The sequence below is a fragment of the Nocardia sp. CWNU-33 genome (genome assembly GCF_046764895.1).
GTDB lineage: Bacteria > Actinomycetota > Actinomycetes > Mycobacteriales > Mycobacteriaceae > Nocardia.
In genome coordinates, this window is the sequence record NZ_JBKOQN010000009.1 from 134,201 (window position 1) to 152,785 (window position 18,585).

The following is an 18,585-nucleotide window of genomic DNA, read 5'->3' on the forward strand; positions in this document are numbered from 1 at the left end:
GATATATCCAAACAGTCCCCTTTGTTTTGTTCGGCGTGCCTTGTGCCGGAGCATCCGGCTCCTGCCCGGTGCCGAGGGGGCGATGGGAGACACCTTGCAGGTACTTGGACCGTGGACCGATACAGCGACGATCGCCGCGCTAGCGGGAGGTAAAGCGCGCGGATTGCACAGCTTGCACACCAGTGGTTTCCGCGTTCCGGAATGGGTCGTGCTGGGTATCGACGCGTTCGAGCAGGTGCTGCACGCGGGCGACCTCACCGAGGAGCTGACGGCTTTTCTCGCCATCGACGACCTGGAAAGGGCGTTGGCGGCGGGGGCAGCGCTGCGCACACAGGTCGCCGCCGCGGCGCTGCCGCCGGCGGTCCTCGCGTTGATCACCGACGCCTACGACCGGCTCGGCGGCGGCTCGATCGCCGTGCGCTCCTCGGTGGCCGCTGAAGACGGCCCCGGCCACTCCTACGCGGGCCAATTCGACTCGTTCCTGAACGTCAACGGCCTCGACGCGGTGACATCCCGGGTGCGGGCGTGCTGGGCGTCGGCGTTCTCCGAGCGGTCCATCCGCTACGCCTTCGCGCACGAGCTGCCGCCTACCGGCGCTGCTGCCGTCGTCCTGCAGCGATTGATCTCCGCGCGGACCAGCGGCGTGATGTTCACCGCGAACCCGATCACCGGCGCGGCGGAGGAGTTGGTGATCAGTGCGGTGTACGGGCTCGGTGAAGGCCTCGTATCGGGCGCGGTGGACGCCGACTCGGTGATCGTCGACAAATCCTCCGGCGCGGTGCTGGAAACGGTGCTGGGGGACAAGGAGCGGTCCTACACACCCACCGGTGACCAGGGCGTCGCGGTCGATGAGGTGGATCAGGAGCGTCGCAGCCGTGCCGCGCTGTCGGATGCCGAGCTCATCGAGGTGGTCGAACTGGGGCGCAAGCTGGAGGCCGACCTCGGCACGCCGCAGGACGTCGAGTGGGCGATCGACGACGACGGGCTCTGGTTGCTGCAGACACGACCGATCACCACCGCCGTGCGCGACACCTCCCGGTCCGGTGACGCGCTGTTGCGCGGCGCCGGTGAGGTCCTCGAAGACGACGAGCAGCGGATCTGGGACAACTCCAACATCATCGAGAGTTTCAGTGGCATCACCTCGCCGTTGACGTTCACCACGGCGGCCGACATCTACGGCCGGGTCTATCACGGTTACGCGAAATCGTTGCGGGTGCCCGATGAGCAATTGCGCCAGACCGATCGCTGGACTCCGGTGCTGCTGGGCTACTTTCACGGCCGCGTCTACTACAACCTCCTGCACTGGTACCGGATGGTTGGCATCGCGCCCGGCTACCCGTTGAACAGGAAGGTGCTGGAGGCGGCGCTCGGCGTCGACGAACCGCTCGCCGACGAGCTCGCGAAGACGCTGCGGCCGTTCACTTTCCGAACGCAAGTCGCCCGGCTTCGCTCCAGGACCGTCACCACGGTGACCTATCTGCGGCGGCTGTTGGGAATCGACGATATGGTCGAGCAATTCATGACCGAGTTCTATCGCGTCTACGACGAATACGACGCCATGGACTACACGACCCTGTCCGGTGAACAGGCCTACGCGTCCTACCGCACCGTCGACCGTGACCTGGTGCAGCGCTGGGGCCCGCTGATGGTGCTGGACGCGATCCTGCTGACCTGCACCGGATTGATGTTCCTGCTGACGAAGCTGCTGCTGCCCAAGGCGCCGGAGTGGTTCCTGTACGCCGTGGTGGGCCCGGGTGCCGATGTCGAATCGGCCGAGCCCGCGCGCGCGATGACCGAGCTGGCCCAGTTCGTGCGCGCCGAGCCGGAACTCGTGGCATTGGTCAATTCGACTCCGCCGGAACAGATCTACCCGGCACTGCGCGGATCGGAGTACACCGAATTCCTGGTCCGCGTCGATGCCTACATCGATCGCTACGGCTATCGCAGTCTCGACGAGCTGAAACTGGAGACGCCCGATCTGCGGGAAGACCCGGCCAGCCTGTTCGTCATGCTGCGCAGCGCCATCGGGCGGGTAGGAGACGCCGCACAGCACAGCCGCAGCGCCGAGGCCGACGACTATCTCGACGCGCACCTGCACGGCTCGCGCCGTCGGATCTATGAACGGTTGCGCGCCAAGGTGAATCGTTGCGCCGCGCACCGCGAACGGCTGCGCTTTTGCCGGACGCGAGCCTTCGGCATGGTGAAGCGGATGATCCGGGTGATGGGCCGCGACCTGGTCGAGCGCGAGGTCATCGACGAGTTCGGCGACGTGTTCTTTCTGACCATGCAGGAATTGCGCGGCTGCTATGAAGGCGCGCAGACCGAGACGCTGCGCGATCTGGTGGCGGCGCGAAAAGCTCAGCGCGCCAGGGACGGTGAGTTGGTCGCGCCGGCTCGCTTCGTCACAGCGGGTCCGACCTTCGGGCGGGCCGAGCTTGCGGCTCAGGGCTGGGTGCCGGTCACCGACACTCCGGCCGCAACGGTCGGAACAGTGCTGCCCGGAACGCCGTCGGCGTCGGGAATTGTCGAGGGCACGGCTATCGTGGTCGACGAGCCCCGCGACGTCGCAGGCGGCATCCTGGTGGCCTATCGAACCGACCCCGGCTGGGTGGCTGCGCTGCCTTCGGCGTCGGCGCTGGTGATCGAGCGCGGCAGCCCCCTCACGCACGTCGCGATCGTGGCGCGGGAATTAGGAGTCCCCACCGTGGTGCAAGTCAAGGACCTCACGAAAAAGATACGGTCCAGTATGCGGATTCGGGTCGATGGAACCAATGGGACGGTTACCGTGCTGTCCGAAGGAGACCTCCGTGATCGAGCATGACAAATATGTTGCGGCAGTGCGTAATTGGCTTGCCGAGCCCGCAGTGGACGCCGGGGTATACCTGGCCGACGAGGCCGACGGCTGGACCTATCGCAGCTATCGCGACCTCGCCGACACGACCTGGTCCATCGCCGCCCTGATGCGGGCACACGGCATGGGCAGCGGCGACGGCGCGTGTGTGATCATGCCGACCGGATTCCCTTGTGCCGCAGCGTTCTACGCCGTGTGGGCCTGCGGCGGGGTCTTCACGCCGGTCGCCCCGCCGATGTTCGGTGACCTCGACCAGATCGTCGCCCACATCGCGGCGATCCTGGCACAGGCCCGCCCGCGACTGGTGGTCACCTCGACGGAGTTCGAGCAACTCGTCCGCAGGGCGGCGATCGAAGCGGGCCGCATCGACGAGCCACTGGTGATCAATGCTCAGACCCTCGGGCCACCACCCGCGGTGCGTGAGTTCGGCGAGCCGGACGAGTGCGCGCTGCTGCAATTCACCTCCGGCTCCACCGGCACGCCGCGCGGCGTGCGCGTCAGCTGGCAGAACCTGGCCAACAACATCGCGATGATCTCCACCCTCGTCGACTGGCGGCCCGGCGAGGCCATGGTCTCGTGGTTGCCGCTCTATCACGACATGGGCCTGGTCGGCGCCTTCCTCACCACCGTGACCAATCAGGGTGACCTATACCTGATGCGACCCGACCAGTTCGTCCGCGACCCGGTGCGGTGGCTGCGTGCGATGACCCATGCCCAGCACTCGCCGTCACCCTCGTTCGCGCTCGGCTATGTGGCGCATCGGGTGCCCCAGGAGGACATCGCCGAGCTCGACCTCTCCGGCTGGCGCACGCTCGCCGTCGGCTCCGAACCCGTCGAGGTCGCCGATCTACAGTCGTTTGCGAATCTCGCAGGCAAACAAGGCTTCTCGACCAAGGCGTACACGCTGGCCTATGGGCTCGCGGAGGCAACGCTGATGGTGACCTCGTCGGCACGCAACCGCCCTGTCACCGCGCTGCGCCTCGACAACCCGAGTCTGCGCTTCGGGTCCAGCATCGCGATCCTGGACGAGCAACTGCTCGACGACACCCGTCGGGTCGAAGGCGCGGGATGGATTACCGGCCTCGGCTATTCGACGCCGGAGTCGACGGTCACGGTGGTCGACGAGGACGGTCGCGAGCTCCCCGACGGCACCCTGGGCGAGATGGTCGTAGTCGGCGATTCGGTGGCGCTCGGGTATTCGGTGACGGATTCCGGCGAGCCCGCAGCGGGTTCGTCCACCCGGATCACCGACGGCAGGCTCTACACCGGTGACGCGGGATTCCTGTATCGCGGTGAAGTTTTCGTGCTCGGCCGGATGGGATCGAGCCTGAAGGTGCGCGGTCGGTCGGTGTTCATGGAGGACATCGAATCCCGGGTCGCTCAGGAGACCGGGATCACCAAAGGCAAACTTGCCGCGGTCACCATCACCGAGGCGGGTGCGCAGGGCATCGCCTTGTTTGCCGAATCTGCGCCGGGTGACTGGATCTCCGAGGCACGCAGCATTATTCGCGGTGAGCTCGGCCCCGCGCAGTCCGTCACCATCGTCACCGGACCGCGCGGCACCATTCGCCGCACCTCCAGCGGCAAACCACGCCGCCGCCATATGTGGCAGCTGTTTCGCGATGGAGTCCTCGACGGCGCCATCGCCCACGAGACAGAAACCACCGGCGCCGGCGGGGCGGACAACATCCAAGCCGGCGATGGCCGAGCCGCTCAGGACATCGCACCGGAGCCCACGCTGGCTGCGGAGCGGGTGCGTCAGCTGCTCGAACGAGCCTTGGAAACCGTAGTGGTACCACGGGATTCGGTGGTGCTGTTCGAAGGTTCGCTGGCCGAGGGGTTCGGCAACGAGGGATCCGATGTGGACTTCCTCGTCCTCGCGCCCGGTGACGAGGAGATGCCGACACTGCCGACGGTGCTGTTCATCGATGGGCGTCGAGTCGAGGTGCGCACCCGGTCGCAGGCACAGCTGCGCAGACAGTTGGCGCAGGTCGCGGCGGCGGGAAACCCCACAGAACTCGACGAGGACCTGCTCAACCGGTGTCAGCGATTCCTGCGGGCAACCGTGGTCCGGTCGGGCACTCCCGACGTAGCCGAATTGCGCTCGCTGCTGCCCTATTCCGGCTTCACGGAGCTGATGGCGCACTGGTGGACCGCGCGGGCCACCCAGGCATTGCGATTCGCTGTCGCACTGCGCGCGCTGGGAGCGCACGCCGAAGCGGGTGGTTGGGCGCGCGATGGTCTTTTGCAGGCGATGAAGGGGTGGGCGGCGCGGCACGGCGAAAGCTATCTGGAGACCAAATGGCTGCCGCAGCAGCTGGACCGGATCGGGCGCGACGACCTCATCGATCGCTACCGGGACACCAGTGATCCCGCCCGCTGGGCGTTCGACCACCAGGCGCGGAAGGTCGGCGACGCGGAACCAGGTTCCGGAGCTGAGCACCATGCCGTCCCAGTGTCGGTAGCTGAAGCCGATCGGCCCGGCGACGCGCAAGCCGGAGCAGCGACCGAACAGCTGACCTGGCAAAAGGTGTGGGAACTGGCCGCCGGACTCGGCGTGCCCGCGGTGGCGGACGATCCGCATGAGATTTTGTTCGCGCGCCGCCCCCGCGTCACCACCTGGACGATCGGTGGGCGCGTGCATGTCGTGCGCGACGATCGGGATGTCTTCGTGCTCTCGGACCCGGCCGCGCGGGCCTGGCGGTCGGTGGTGTTCCGGCATTCGGTACGCGACGTGCTCGCCCGCGCCCAGTCGGACATCGCTGCCGAGCTGTCCGAGTTCATCCGGCTCGGTTTCGTCGGATTGCAATGGCGCGGCGGCGAACTCATCGAACCCGCCTTGGCAATGTGCAAGCCGGTGCAGCCCTACACGCCGGTACCGAGTACGAGCGCCCCTGCGCTCGGCGTGACCGGAGCCGCGGGAGACGATCCGATCGTCACCCTTTCTGCACTGCCCGCGACCAGATTCACCGAATGCGCACTGAATCTGGTGTGGTCCAACATCGTTCTGGAGAATGCCAGGGAGGACCTGGCCGGTGCGGTGAAGAACTCCCAGGGCGCAGTCGCCGACATAGCCGCCCACCGTCTGATCGCGATGGCGGTTCGGGTCGTGCTGTCCGCCTTCGGTATTCATCCACTGCCCGCCGACGTGGCACCCGCCGAAACCGTGCTGCGCATACTTCCATCGCACGCGTCGGGTCGCGATCAGCTACTGACACAGCTGAAATCGGCGCAACAGGTGTGTTTCTCGGACATCCTCCGCACGAGCGGTGACATCAGCGCCGGTCTTGCGGTCCTCGACGATTTCGTCGCCCTGGTGCGGCGGATCGCAGGCGGCTCGGAGTCCGCGACCGGTTTCCCCGCCTCGTTCGATTCGCGCGAGCAATGGCGTCGGACCCTGGCGATCGGTTACGACTGGCTGCGCCTGGCCGGTTACCTGAACACCGACCTGCCGCTCGACGAGGCCCGCGATCTGCTGACCTCCGGTGGCCACCAGCCTCATCTACGGGAAGGAGAGTCGGCATGACCGCTGTAGCCGATACCGCGATCGCCGAGCAGGTCCGCCGCCTCGTCCTCGCGATGGCGCCACGACCATCGGCGACCGACGACGAGAAGCGGCTGGTCGAAGACCTCGGCTTCGATTCTCTGCGCCTGATGGAACTCACGGTGGTGCTGGAGCGCTCCTTCGACCTGCCGCGCTATCGCCCGGAGCAATTGATCGGTGTGCGTCGCGTCGGGCAAGTGATCGCCCTCGTCTCGGGGACGCTGGCCGAAGGCGGCCCATCATGAGCGAGCAGGCCAGGGCTGACCGGCAGCGCGGTGCGATCACGAGCGCGCGCGACACCGTGCTGGTCACCGGCGCGACCGGATTGGTCGGCGCCGAAGTCGTGGCGCGGCTGGCCGCCGCCGGCCGACCGGTGGCTGCTGTGCTGCACAGCAATTCGAGCATTGTCCGCAACGACGGCACAGTGCTGGAGGCGGGCACGCCGGTGGCGGGCGATATTCGGGCGCGCGGTTTCGGCATGTCGGAGCGCGATACCGCCGACCTGGCCGAGCGCGTCGGCGCCATCGTGCACTGTGCGGCGACCACCGCGTTCGATGCGCGAGATTCCGACTACGAGGAACTGAATGTGCGCGGCACCGTGCACGCCATCGCGCTGGCCAGGCAGTGGGATGTTCCGCTTGTGCACGTCAGTACCGCGTATGTGTGCGGGCGGCGCGGCGGCGTGGTCACCGAGGACGAGCTCGACGCGGGCCAGTCATTCGGGAATGGATACGAGGACAGCAAGTTTCGTGCCGAACAGTTGGTGCACGCGGCAGGTGAGCAGGGCCTGCGCTGGGCGATCGTACGGCCCGGCATCGTGACCGGCGTCGGCGACTCGGGCGCGATCCGCGAATACAAGAACCTCTACACCGTCGTGAAACTCATGGTGGAGGGCAAACTCCGGGCACTGCCCGGCCGCTACGACGCGACCCTGTCGCTGGCCCCGGTGGATCACGTCGCCGACGTCATCGCCGCGGCCGTCCTGGATTTCGACTCCGCGCACGGCCGCACCTTCCACGCGCTCGGCCGAGACGCTTTGTCGTTGCGCGAGGTATCGGATGTACTCGCCGAGTATCCCTCCTTCGAGGTGGCCACGTTCGTGCCGGAAGCGACCTTTGCCGAGGACGACCTGGACCCGGTAGAACGGGAGTACTACCGGCGCATCGGCTCGCTCTACACCAGTTACTTCCAGCGGCGGTTGATATTCGACACCGCCCATGCCGAGGTACTACTGGGCAAGCCGTCGCCACCGAGCGGCAAGGACTACCTGCGTCTCCTACTCGACTACTGCCTGGAATCGGGATACCTGGGCGTTCCGCTGCCATCGATCGAAGATGTATTGGCGAGCAACGACTTCGGAGGCGGGCGATGAGCAGTGGATCACCGGGTGAGCGCGACGGGATCGTCGGCGATTCGCTGCGCGAGCTGCTGGCGGGTTCGACGCCCTCGGCGGAGAAAGCCGGTGTCTACCTCGACGACACCTACGTGCAGGAGTCGGTCGACCAGCTCGACCGGTTGGGTGTCGACGCGGCGAAATTCGCCATGCAACATTCGCTGCTGCTGCTCAAACCCGATGCGATCGTCGCTCGCGCCGTCGAACCGACGCTGCAATGGCTGGCCGACAACGGTTTTCGTGTGGTCGGCGCCTACCGCGTCCCGGTAGATCGACACCTGGCCCGTGCACTGTGGTACTTCGCATGGAATATCGCCTCACCCGAACGCAGGCGGCTCGCCGATCTGCTGGTCGGCATCTCGGATGTGCTTGTTCTGGTGGTGCACGGTCCCGACGGGGAGCTGCCGGTCTCGGTGCGGCTCACCAAGACCAAAGGCGCGACCGATCCACGTAAACGCCGTCCCGGCGAATTGCGGTATCTGCTGGGCAGGCACAACTATCTGCTCAATCTGGTGCACTCGCCGGACGATCCCGCCGATGTGCTGCGCGAGCTCGCCATCTACTTCGACGAGCGGACGCGGGCGGCGGTGATCGCTCAGGCAGGCGCGGGTGTCGACCGCTCGGCCGATGCCGTCGCGATCGCTCATGACCTGTACACCCACGCTCCTGCCCGCAGCTTCGATCGTGCCGACGCACTCGCACGACTGTTGAGCGATCTCGACCGCGCAGGTTTCACGCTCCCGCCCGAGCTCGACCTCGAATCCGACACGGGCTGCGCGCAATTGCTGTACTCGGCATGGGCCGCTGACCGGGACCTGGATCCGTGGTCGGTGATCGTGCTCGGCGCATACGTTCTTCCCATGCGGACCGGCACTCAGCCGCAGACCTTGCGGCCCGTGTCCGCGACAGATTGGTTGGAGGGTCGATCGTGACCACAGACGCAGCACCGGTACGGGCAGCAAGCCATGTCCGCACCATCTCCCGCGAACTAGCGCATCGCTGCGCGGTCTCCGAGGTCTTCGTGACCTCGCTGGATACCGCGGCACCGGACGAGTTCGTCGCGGGCGCACAGCTACCGAGAATGCACGCCTACTACGGCGACCACCACGGTTCGCTCGCGATGCGACACGATCCGCTGCTGGTGATGGAGGCGGGCAGGCAGGCGGCGATCGCGCTGACCCATGAGTTCTACGGTGTACCGCCCGAAATGGCGTTCGTCGTCAGGACTTTCAACGGCACCGGCTCCGATACCACGGCCTGGGAAGTCCGCACCGCGCCCGCCGACCTCGTGATGCGGGTACGGGTGCCACAGCAGCACCGCCGCGGTGGCGTGCTGCACGGCCTCGATATGGTGCTGGATATCGAGTGCGCGGGCGAGCCGATGCTTACCGTCGACGGTTCCTTCTCCTGGGTCACCTCGCGACAGTGGTCGGGCCTGCGCTCCGCGTTCCGGGACAGTCTGGGGCTCGGGCCTTTCCACGGCGCCTCGGCACTGACCGAACGCGCCGTGCCTGCCGCGGTGGGCCGGGAGAACTGGCGCAACGTCGTCATCGGTCCGCCGCGTCGGGACGGCGCAACCGCGCGGGCCGCGCTGGTCGCCGACCTCGGCCACCCGTTCTTGTTCGATCATCAGCTCGACCATGTCCCCGGTAGTCTGCTCATCGAAGCGTGCCGCCAGACGGCACTATCGACGATCGTCGACGAACTGCCGCGGTTGGAGTGTGTAGCAAGTACTTTCGATCGATTCGTCGAACTCGACCTGCCGGCCGAATGCGTGGCGGAGATCGTCGAACAGGGTGCGGGCACCGTGGTGATCCACTGCGAGATCCACCAGGCCGGTGCCGTCGCAGCCCAAGTAGATCTCGAATTCGCGGAGGACACACTGGATCCCGAGGCCGAACCGGACTCGGGAATCGTCTGATGGACAGGAGCCCGATGGGCAACGATCTGCTGACCACCACCAGGGCCTTCCGGCGCCGCCTCGACCTCACCAGGCCGGTCGCCAGGCAGGACCTGCTCGACTGCCTCGACGTCGCGGTGCACGCCCCGAGCGGCACCAACCGGCAGCCGTGGCGCTTCCTCGTGGTCGAGGACCCCGGTACCAAACAGCAGATCGCCGAGTATTACCGAAAAGGCTTTGCCGCCTACCTGTCCGCCCGCACTCCACGCCCCGATCAACTCGGCGACCTCGCCTCCGGCCGCTACCTCGCCGCCCACCTGCACGAGGTCCCGGCGCTGGTGGTCGTCTGCTCGCTCGGTCGCCCACCCGCGAACGCCGCAGCCCTCCAACTCGCCAGCTTCTACGGCTCCGTCTACCCGGCGGTCTGGAACTTCATGCTGGCCCTGCACGACCGCGGCCTCGGATCCACCATGACCACCGCGCACCTGGTATATGAGCAAGAGATCGCCGACCTCCTCGGCATCCCCTTCGACCAGATAACCCAGGTCGCTATGCTCCCGGTGGCCCACCTGCTGCCTGGTACCAGAAGCCGAGGGCCGCGCCGCATTCCGGCCGCCGAGGTGACGATGTGGAACCGCTGGAGCGAGGAGTGAGGGGCGTAACGGTGGGTGCGGCGAGCCGCGAGCATCGGGGCGCGGAATGAGCAGTGCAGCAGCAACACCGTCGACTCCGCGCGTGCTCGGCTCCCTCGCGCGCATCGCCCGATTCACTGCGGTGATGTACAAGCCGCACTACCTGCTGTACGGCGTGCTCTGGGTGCTCGCACTCGAAGGCACGGCAGCACTTGTCTCCCAGCCCGATTCGTCATGGCATCCGACCGCGTCCACTGTTGTCCGCATCGTCGTGGTCGCCTTCGTCCTGCTGTACCTGCGCATGGTCGACGAACAGAAGGACCTCGACTACGACAGGGTGCACAACCCCGACCGCCCCCTGGTAACCGGCGCGATCAGCGCGAACGAACTGCGCAGCGCGATGGCGGTCATCGCGGTGGGCGCCATCGCCGCCAGCCTGACACTCTCGATCGGTTCGGCGGTGTTGATCGCCGCCGTACTCGCCTACGGCCTTGTCCTCTGGGGTCTGGAGAATCTTTCGACAACCGTGCGCACCGACATCGTGCTGAACCTGGCCATCACCTACCCGGTCCAGCTACTCGTCACCGCGTACGTCGTCGTTTCTGCGATCGGAACCGGCGAAGTCCGATCCCGTTGGCAGGCAGCGGCCGTCGCGATCATCTTCGCCGGTGCTTTCCTCCAGTTCGAATTCGCCCGCAAGACATCCAAGTCACCGCGCCCCGGCGAGATGTACTACTCGAATGCCTTGGGTGCCGACGGCAGCGCGACTGCCGCGCTGGTGTGCGCCGCCGTAGCGGTTTTCGGCGACCTCGCCCTGGTTCGGCCGTGGCCCTACTCCGGGCCGCAAGCACTGATCGCCTGGATTCCTGTGGCGCTCTTACTGATTCCAGCCACGGCAGCATCGAAGTTCCGACGCGCGAGCACACCGGACTACCCGGTCTTACCCGCGGTCCTGTTCATTCTTGCCCTCTACCTCGTGCTGATCGTTCAGGCGCTGGTCCTGACCTGATCACCGAGGTCAGTCGAACACCACAGGCCGCAGTCGAGTCGTGAATCTTCCGGCCCGATCGAGCGCATCCGCGGCCGCATCCAACTCGATCTGCGCCTCTTCGAAGACTTCCACCGCGCCCGCGATGCAGTACCCAGGCGTGGTCAACGCTCCGATGCCTTCGGTATCGACCAGCACCCCTGATCCCGGCAACGCCTGGTATTCCGCGCGGAGTGCCTCGAGGTCACCTCGTAACTCGCGAACCCGCTCGAGCAACCGCGCCCGCCTCGCATCCAGCAGTAGCGGGTCATTCATCTCGCCGGACTCCGCCGACCGATCCGTGGTCATCGCCTTATTTTCCTGCGCAGCCCACCGCTGCGAACGCCTTTCGGCGCGTTTGCACATGGTGGAGTGCCTCTCTCGACGTTTGCCGCAGCCAGGTGCCACTCGGCACCTAACTGGGGCGCACTTCGAGGACATTGTCGGGGGCTACGGTGGGGATACGGCGCACGAGGGTGAATCCTGAGGCGGCCAGGAAGTCTCGGTATTGGTCTTCGGTGCGTTCGCGGCCGCCTACGTTGATGAGCATTTCCAGGTCGATGAATTTTCCCGGGTGCGGTCGATTGTCTTCGGGGAGAACGAGTTCGATGAGCAGCAGCGTCGCATCCTCGGGCATCTGCTCGCGCAGGGTGTTCAGGATCTGCTTGGCTTTGTCGTCGGACCAGTCGTGGATGATGTGTTTGAGAATGTAGGCGTCGCCGCCCTTGGGTACCGTCTCGAAGAAGGAGCCGCTTTCGACCGTGCAGCGGTCGGTGAGGCCGAGTTCGGCGAGGCGGGCGGGCGCCGACGCGACCACTTCCGGCAGATCGAACAGGATGCCGCGTGATGTCGGTGTGCGGGAGAGGATTTCGGTGAGCAGGGTGCCCTGTCCACCACCTACGTCGACAATCGTGCCGTACTGGCCGAAGTCGTAGGCGGCGAACAGCGGTTCTATCGCCAGGGTGCCGATGCTGGTCATGGCGCGGTCGAACAGTTCGCCGAGCTCGCGGTCTTTCTGCACGTAATCGAAGAACGACATGCCGTCCAGATCCGTGCCGACGGTTTCACCGGTGCGCACCGCGTCGACCAGATGCGTCCAATGATTGCGGTGCATCGGCGAGCCGAAGAAGAGCACGGTATCGCGCAGCGAAACGCTCGCATCCCGACGCAGCGCCTGTGCCATCGGGGTGAGCGTGTATTTGCCGTCCGATCGGCGAGCGAAGATGCCGTGGCTCGTCAGCAGCTGCAGCAGGCGACGTAGCGCGTCCTCGTTCGCGCCGGTGGCGCGCGCCAACTCCGCACTGCTACGCGGACCATCGGCTAGTGCGTCTGCCACACCGAGTGCGGCGGCCGCGTGGATCGCCTGGGTCAAGAACCCGGCAACGATCATTTCCAGCAGCGCGATATGCCCTGGCACAAGTCGCCGGTGCAGCCCCGCCATCGAATTGCGGGCGAATTCGATCACCCGCAACAGCGCCTGCGGTGGAACTTTCGATCGGTTGGATGCCATCGTGCCTCCATCCCGTCGGGTATCGAGAAGTTTTCTATCAGGAGGCTACGTGGCGATTCGCCGCTCGCGCGGCTAAATGAGCAGCAACGCCGCCAGCGGCGTTGCCACCCAGATCGCGGCTCCCGCGAGCAAACATCGGCCGTGGGCGGTTGGTGCGCCCTGCACTGGCCGTACCACCGCTGATGACGTGAGCTTGCTTGTCGAGACGGGCACGCTACCCGGCTTCGGCCGACCGGTACCCGGGGCGGTATCGGAGGTGAGCCGCCTCGCACCGCGATGCCGACTGCAGGGTCAGCCGCCGAGGCGCGCCTGGAGTGCGAGGGCGTCGCGCGGTGCCATGACCTTCGCGTCGTTGTCGAAGTAGACGAATACATCGCGGTCCGCGGCCCACCAGCGGATCTTCTCCGCCCACATGTCGAGGCCATCGTCGGAGTAGCCGCTGACGTAGAGCTCGTCGTGGCCGTGCAGCCGGATGTAGACGAAATTCGAGGTGAGGTCCTCGATGAGCGGGTATTTGCCTGCCGCGTCGGCGACGACCAGTGCGATGTCGTGTGCGGCCAACAGTTCGGTGAACTGCGGCGTGACGAAGCTCGGATGTCGGATCTCGAGCGCGTACCGCATCGGCCGTTCGGCGTCGGTCGTGGTGAATCCGGGGTCGACCCGATGGTCGTGCTGTGCCGCGATCTCGGCCGCCCGTGTCGTCGTGCGGGGCAGGTGGCCGAAGAATTCGGCTAGTAGGACCGGATCGAAGGCGAAGTTGGGAGGCAGCTGCCAGAGGATCGGCCCCAGCTTGGGGCCGAGTGCAAGCAGACCGGACGCGAGGAAGTTCGCCAGCAGGGCGTCACCGTCGCGCAGCCGCTTCATATGGGTGATGAACCTGCTGCCCTTCACCGCGAACACGAAGTCCTCCGGCGTCTGGCTCGCCCACTTCTGGTAGCTCGACGGACGCTGCAAGGCATAGAACGAACCATTGATCTCGACGCTGTCGAGTTGCTGCGATAGATAGGCGAGCTCGTTCTTGTGGGTCACCCCTTCGGGATAGAAGGTGCCGCGCCACGGCGGATACACCCACCCCGATGTGCCGATCCGGATCTCGCCCACGCTGTCCATCGTGGCAGACACAATCCCTGCGAACCCGCAGGCCGCATCACTCGTCGTTGTCGGGGTTGGGGCTGCCAGCCTCTGAAGGCCAGCGAACGGGACTCGACTGTGGCACACCCGCGCCCCCACTCGGCACGATGACACCTTCCGAGCGCAGCGAGACCGAGCACTAGAGTTCGCAGCTTGTCTCGCTTCGACACCAGCCCAAGTGGATCCACCGAAGTCGCAAGCCCCGGCGACCAACACACCCATTGGGCACGATGACACCTTCCGAGCGCAGCGAGATCCAGCACTAGAGTTCGCGGCCCGTCTCGCTTCCGAGCGGCCGAAGCGCATGCGCCGAAGGCGCGAGTCTCGGCCGCTCGGAAGCGAGACCAAGGGGGCCGCGAACACGCCGCGCCGCAGGCGCGGCCAAAAAAAACTCAGCGGGTGTCGGCGTGGCGTTGGCGTTCGCGCTCGGCGGCGGTGGCGAGGTAGTCGCCGAGTTCTCGGCGCAGGGTGACGTCGAGGGAGCGGGCCAGAGTGGTGTGCACCGAGGCGACAGCCAGCTCGCGCATTTTGTTGAGCATTGTTGTGGTGTCGGCGATTTCGCTGCTGGTCTCGGGGAGCCAGCCGGGGCCGTGTTCATCCACGATGTGTTGTTTGGCCGCGGTGATCATGAGCTGGGTGATGTCGTCGATCCGGTCGGCCACCTTGGCGTAGATCTCGATGAGGGTGCGCAGTTCGATGCCGTATTCGTGCAGTTCGGCGAACGAGGCCAGCAGCTGGGTGTCGGTGAACACCACGGTGTCGCCCTCGAACCGGACCAGTTTCATCTCCGCGAGCCGGTCGACGAGTTCGTCGGTGTCGGTGCCGAGGATGGTGCCGATGAGCTCGCGTGACACCTCGAAGGTCTCGTCCTTGGCCCAGGGGGCCGCCACCGCGTGCTGCAGGCCGAGCACCTCGGTGAGGTCTTTGCCGGTCTCCCAGCTGGTGATGAAGTCGGCGATGTGCGCGGTGGTGAAGCCGCGCTGCAGCAGCGCGTCGATCAGGCGCAGCCGCTCCAGGTGCGCGTCGTCGTAGATGCTGGCCCGCCCGTCTTTGCCCGCGGGCGGCGGCAGCAGGCCGCGTTCCTGGTAGGCGCGCACGTTGCGAGTGGTGGTGCCTGCGGCGCGAGCAAGGTCATCGATCCGGTACTCCGGCATCGACCTCACCTCCCTCGCCCAGAGCGGCGCCGGTCTGCCGGCAGCCGAACAACACAGTCATCGATCGACCGAGTCTAACGTTCCGGCGGCCGGCGACCGCCACCTCAGGAGACCGCCGCGATCCGTGGCGTCCGTGTATCGGCGGGCACGACGTTGTAGTCGTCGAGGTCGACCGTCCGCAGCTGATTGATGTACTGCGTCGCGAAGCCCGGGTACATGGTTGCGTTGAATCCGTCCTCGGTGAGATACCAACTGCGGCAGCCCGAGTTCCACGTGGTTCCGGTGAGCCGCCGCTGTATTCCCGCGTTGTAGCGGTCCTGTCGGTCGCGCCGCACATCGAGCATCCGCAGATTCCTGTCGAGAATGGTCTCGATCGCACCGACCAGGTAATTGATCTGCGCTTCCATATAGACCAGCGCCGAGTTGTGGCCGGGGCCGGAATTCGGGCCGAAGGTGAAGAAGAGGTTCGGATACCCGGATACCGCAATGCTCTTGTACGCGTAAGCGCCGCGCTGCCATTCCTCGGCGAGCACCCGGCCGTCGCGTCCGGTGATCGGGATCGGTGTGCCGGTTTTGGCGACATCGAATCCGGTGGCGAAGACGATGCAATCCGCTCGGTGCTCAACACCTTCCGCGGTCCGAATGCCGTGCTCGGCGATACGGGCGATCGGCCAGGTGATCAGTTTGCAATTGTCCTGCTGCAACGCCGGGTAGTAGTCATCGGTCATCAGCAGCCGCTTGCAGCCCGCTCGGAAGTCCGGGGTGAGTTGTCGTCGCAGCCACGGATCCTTCACCTGCCGATGCAGCTGGGCCCGGCCGACGAGCTCGACCGCCCTGGTCAACGGCGTATTCCAGACGACGCCGAGCGCGACCGACTCGTGCCCGTAGAACCAGGCCCGCCTGGCCAGGTTCTCGGCGGCGGGCACCCGCCGGTAGAGCTCTTTGGTCAGTGCGTTGGTGCGCCGATTGACTCGCGGCAGCACCCAGCCCGGCGTCCGCTGGAACACCTTCACCGAGGCTGCCTTGTCGACGAGTTCCGGAATGATCTGCACCGCGCTGGCCCCGGTGCCGACCACCGCGACCTTCTTGCCGGTGAAGTCGTAGTCGTGATCCCAACGAGCACTGTGGATTTTGTGGCCCTGATAGTTCTCCAGCCCGGGAATGGCGGGAAAGCTGGCATTGGCCAGTGGTCCGGAGGCCAGCACCACCGTGCGAGCATGGACGGCATCCGGCCTGCCCTCGACGGTGATGTCCCATCGCCCGGCCGTTTCGTCGAACACGATGCCGGTGATGTTGTGGCCGAACCGGAAATGGCTGTGCAGCCCGAACTCCGCGGCCATCGACTCGATGTACCCGAGGATCTCGTCGCTCCCGGAATACGTGTGCGACCAGTTCGGGTTCGGTGCGAAACTATAGGAGTACAGCCGCGACGGAATGTCGCAAGCCGCACCGGGATAGGTGTTGTCGCGCCAGGTGCCGCCGATCGTCGTGCCGCGTTCGAAGATCGCGAAATCGCTGATCCCGTGCTGCTTCAAGCGAATTGCGGTGCCGATGCCGGCGAACCCGCCGCCTATCACCGCGACGTCGAGGGTCTTGGTGCTCATCGTGCTCACGCCGCAGGCTCGTAGGTGAGTTCCTTCGACCAGGTCGGCTGCGGCCGCAGCAGCCGCTTGGGGACCCGGGCAGTGATCTTGACCAGCGCGTCGGCCACCAGATGGTAGGGATGATCGCGGTTGATCACCCAACCGCCGTGCATCTTGACCAGCTGGTACATCGGCAGCCGTCGTGCGAATTCGCTGCGCTCACCGACATTCGCGTAACGCTTGAGCGCGGCGTACAGCTTCTCCTCGTCGACACCCATCTCCACGATGTTGTCGCGCATCTTGTTCAGCAGCGGCACGTAGCTCAACACTCCGATGAGCAGCGAAGGCTTGGCCCAACCACCGACCAGATCGACGAGCAGTTTACGCAGCGTGGCGTGGCCGAGCAGATCCATCACCGCGAAATCCACTGCGAGATGCCGTGATTCGTCGGCATTGATCTTCTTGAACGCCTCCTGACAGATCGGGTCATCGATCTCGTCCATGATGAACTTGACCAGCGCGCCGTCCAGAGTCACCTCGAGCATCGGGATCACGGTGCCGAGGAACGACAACGACATGTCGTCGGAGTACTTGTCGAGGAAGTCGATGACCAGCTTGACGTTCACATTCGGCTGCGGGATCTCGTCACCGTCGAGCATGCCCCAGCGCCGCATCAGCGCGAGCTCGGCATTGGCGTGCTTCTGCTCCTCGGCGTGGAAGTAGCGGTAGATCTCGCGCAGCGTCTCGGTGGGCGCCTTCTTCGCCATTGCCGCGAAGCCGCGCGCGCCGACATTCTCGATCCACATCAGGTCGGCCATGAAGGGCTTGAGCTTAACGTGCAGTTCAGGCGAGATCGTCTCCGCGCCAGGGGCGTCCCAGTCGATATCGGCCAGCGCCCACTGCCGATCCTTGATTTTGCGGAGCATATCGTCGAAGTCCATAGCGGTCGCCATGTCAGACTCCTGTCTTGTCGGTGACCGTGACACGGTCGGTGCTGGTCGAGTTCTCCTGTGGCAGTAGCCGATCCAGGAGACCGAGGGCATAGGTGTACTGGGCGGGGAAGTAGCGCTTGAGCCGCCACACGAGGTGTGCGTCCAGCTGCGGAAGCACATACAGCTGGCCGCGGTCGTGCGCGTCGAGGGTGGTGCGCGCGACCTGCTCGGGGGAGAAGCCGGTCCAACGCATGAGGGTGTCGGCCAGTCGGGTCGCCTCCTGCGTAATGCGACCGTCGCGAGCGACATTGGTCTTGACGAAGGTCGGGCACAGTACGGTGACCGCAACGCCGGTGCCGCTCATTTCGGCGGCCATCGTCTCCGACAGTGACATCACCGCGGCCTTGGACGTGTTGTAGACGGCCATCGAAGGGGCGGCAGCGAACCCGGCCGCCGAGGCCACGTTGATGATGCCGCCGCGTCCGGCCGCGCGCAGTTGCGGCGCGAAGATCTCGCAGCCGTGCACGACGCCCCACAGGTTGATGCCGAGCGCCCATTCCCAGTCGTCGAATCCGATATCGCCGACGTGCTTTCCGCCGATGCCGACGCCGGCATTGTTGATCACCAGCGTGACAGGGCGCTCGAAGAGCGATTCGGCGAAGCGCGCAAGGATCTCCACGTCTTCCCTGCTGGCGACATCGCACCGGAACGCATGCGCCACACCAGGGTGTTTGCGTTCGATGAGGGCGACGGTCTCCTCCGCACGTGCCTCATCGATGTCGGCACAGATCACTTGCCCACCGCGGTCGGCGATTTCGAGCGCGAAGGCGCGGCCGATGCCGCTGCCGGCGCCCGTCACCACGGCTTGTGCCCCGTGGGTGCGGCGCGAGCGGATACCCAGGGGGATGAGTCTCTCCAGTCCGAACAT

At 65.9% G+C, this 18,585-nt stretch carries 15 protein-coding genes; 8 read left to right on the forward strand and 7 right to left on the reverse strand.

Annotated elements, in window-relative coordinates; all coding sequences use genetic code 11:
- The first annotated feature begins 94 nt into the window (after window positions 1-94).
- The 8 genes from ACLMAL_RS14750 to ACLMAL_RS14785 are packed head-to-tail and all read left to right on the forward strand — an operon-like array spanning window position 95 to window position 11,329.
- Window positions 95-2,821, forward strand: coding sequence for a phosphoenolpyruvate synthase (locus tag ACLMAL_RS14750; RefSeq protein ID WP_411999577.1), 2,727 nt, complete (start codon window positions 95-97; stop codon window positions 2,819-2,821).
- Window positions 2,808-6,377, forward strand: a complete 3,570-nt coding sequence (locus tag ACLMAL_RS14755; protein ID WP_411999578.1) for an AMP-binding protein — start codon at window positions 2,808-2,810, stop codon at window positions 6,375-6,377. The genes ACLMAL_RS14750 and ACLMAL_RS14755 overlap by 14 nt, the downstream gene beginning before the upstream one ends.
- A complete protein-coding gene (locus ACLMAL_RS14760; protein WP_406237097.1) occupies window positions 6,374-6,640 on the forward strand; it encodes an acyl carrier protein in 267 nt (88 codons plus the stop codon). Before ACLMAL_RS14755 ends, ACLMAL_RS14760 begins: the two co-directional genes overlap by 4 nt.
- Window positions 6,637-7,767 (forward strand): SDR family oxidoreductase, encoded by a 1,131-nt coding sequence (locus tag ACLMAL_RS14765; protein ID WP_411999579.1) that lies wholly within the window; start codon window positions 6,637-6,639, stop codon window positions 7,765-7,767. The genes ACLMAL_RS14760 and ACLMAL_RS14765 overlap by 4 nt, the downstream gene beginning before the upstream one ends.
- Window positions 7,764-8,720, forward strand: a complete 957-nt coding sequence (locus tag ACLMAL_RS14770) for a nucleoside-diphosphate kinase (RefSeq protein WP_411999580.1) — start codon at window positions 7,764-7,766, stop codon at window positions 8,718-8,720. The genes ACLMAL_RS14765 and ACLMAL_RS14770 overlap by 4 nt, the downstream gene beginning before the upstream one ends.
- A complete protein-coding gene (locus ACLMAL_RS14775) occupies window positions 8,717-9,709 on the forward strand; it encodes a ScbA/BarX family gamma-butyrolactone biosynthesis protein (protein WP_411999581.1) in 993 nt (330 codons plus the stop codon). Before ACLMAL_RS14770 ends, ACLMAL_RS14775 begins: the two co-directional genes overlap by 4 nt.
- A 14-nt stretch (window positions 9,710-9,723) precedes the next feature.
- Complete coding sequence (locus ACLMAL_RS14780; RefSeq protein ID WP_411999582.1) at window positions 9,724-10,341, forward strand: nitroreductase family protein; 618 nt, start codon at window positions 9,724-9,726, stop codon at window positions 10,339-10,341.
- Between the two features lie 46 nt (window positions 10,342-10,387).
- Window positions 10,388-11,329, forward strand: coding sequence for a hypothetical protein (locus tag ACLMAL_RS14785; protein WP_411999583.1), 942 nt, complete (start codon window positions 10,388-10,390; stop codon window positions 11,327-11,329).
- 9 nt (window positions 11,330-11,338) lie between these two features.
- On the opposite strand, the gene ACLMAL_RS14790 is transcribed toward ACLMAL_RS14785, so the two are convergent.
- The 7 genes from ACLMAL_RS14790 to ACLMAL_RS14820 all read right to left on the reverse strand — a co-directional run bounded on the left by ACLMAL_RS14790 (window position 11,339) and on the right by ACLMAL_RS14820 (window position 18,585).
- The gene (locus ACLMAL_RS14790; RefSeq protein ID WP_411999584.1) at window positions 11,339-11,656 is read right to left on the reverse strand and encodes a hypothetical protein; all 318 of its coding nucleotides are present in this window, start codon (window positions 11,654-11,656) and stop codon (window positions 11,339-11,341) included.
- Window positions 11,657-11,762: 106 nt separating this feature from the next.
- Window positions 11,763-12,857 (reverse strand): methyltransferase, encoded by a 1,095-nt coding sequence (locus ACLMAL_RS14795; RefSeq protein WP_411999585.1) that lies wholly within the window; start codon window positions 12,855-12,857, stop codon window positions 11,763-11,765.
- A 291-nt stretch (window positions 12,858-13,148) separates the two neighbouring features.
- On the reverse strand, window positions 13,149-13,958 hold the full coding sequence (locus ACLMAL_RS14800; protein ID WP_411999586.1) for a DUF72 domain-containing protein: 810 nt from the start codon (window positions 13,956-13,958) through the stop codon (window positions 13,149-13,151).
- 422 nt (window positions 13,959-14,380) lie between these two features.
- The gene (locus ACLMAL_RS14805) at window positions 14,381-15,142 is read right to left on the reverse strand and encodes a MerR family transcriptional regulator (protein WP_411999587.1); all 762 of its coding nucleotides are present in this window, start codon (window positions 15,140-15,142) and stop codon (window positions 14,381-14,383) included.
- A gap of 104 nt (window positions 15,143-15,246) precedes the next feature.
- Window positions 15,247-16,746, reverse strand: coding sequence for a flavin-containing monooxygenase (locus ACLMAL_RS14810; RefSeq protein WP_411999588.1), 1,500 nt, complete (start codon window positions 16,744-16,746; stop codon window positions 15,247-15,249).
- 5 nt (window positions 16,747-16,751) lie between these two features.
- The gene (locus tag ACLMAL_RS14815) at window positions 16,752-17,678 is read right to left on the reverse strand and encodes a ferritin-like domain-containing protein (RefSeq protein ID WP_411999589.1); all 927 of its coding nucleotides are present in this window, start codon (window positions 17,676-17,678) and stop codon (window positions 16,752-16,754) included.
- A gap of 1 nt (window position 17,679) precedes the next feature.
- Window positions 17,680-18,585 carry an SDR family NAD(P)-dependent oxidoreductase gene (locus ACLMAL_RS14820; protein ID WP_411999590.1) on the reverse strand — a complete coding sequence of 302 codons (906 nt, stop codon included), beginning with the start codon at window positions 18,583-18,585 and terminating at the stop codon, window positions 17,680-17,682.

Excerpts from the sequence above, each read along its gene's own strand:
- ACLMAL_RS14760 (WP_406237097.1), top strand. The coding sequence starts at position 6,374 with ATGACCGCTGTAGCCGATACCGCGATCGCCGAGCAGGTCCGCCGCCTC.
- ACLMAL_RS14780 (WP_411999582.1), top strand. The coding sequence starts at position 9,724 with ATGGGCAACGATCTGCTGACCACCACCAGGGCCTTCCGGCGCCGCCTC.
- ACLMAL_RS14815 (WP_411999589.1), bottom strand. The coding sequence starts at position 17,678 with ATGGCGACCGCTATGGACTTCGACGATATGCTCCGCAAAATCAAGGAT.
- ACLMAL_RS14795 (WP_411999585.1), bottom strand. The coding sequence starts at position 12,857 with ATGGCATCCAACCGATCGAAAGTTCCACCGCAGGCGCTGTTGCGGGTG.
- ACLMAL_RS14785 (WP_411999583.1), top strand. The coding sequence starts at position 10,388 with ATGAGCAGTGCAGCAGCAACACCGTCGACTCCGCGCGTGCTCGGCTCC.
- ACLMAL_RS14790 (WP_411999584.1), bottom strand. The coding sequence starts at position 11,656 with ATGACCACGGATCGGTCGGCGGAGTCCGGCGAGATGAATGACCCGCTA.
- ACLMAL_RS14820 (WP_411999590.1), bottom strand. The coding sequence starts at position 18,585 with ATGTTCGGACTGGAGAGACTCATCCCCCTGGGTATCCGCTCGCGCCGC.
- ACLMAL_RS14765 (WP_411999579.1), top strand. The coding sequence starts at position 6,637 with ATGAGCGAGCAGGCCAGGGCTGACCGGCAGCGCGGTGCGATCACGAGC.
- ACLMAL_RS14770 (WP_411999580.1), top strand. The coding sequence starts at position 7,764 with ATGAGCAGTGGATCACCGGGTGAGCGCGACGGGATCGTCGGCGATTCG.
- ACLMAL_RS14805 (WP_411999587.1), bottom strand. The coding sequence starts at position 15,142 with ATGCCGGAGTACCGGATCGATGACCTTGCTCGCGCCGCAGGCACCACC.
- ACLMAL_RS14810 (WP_411999588.1), bottom strand. The coding sequence starts at position 16,746 with ATGAGCACCAAGACCCTCGACGTCGCGGTGATAGGCGGCGGGTTCGCC.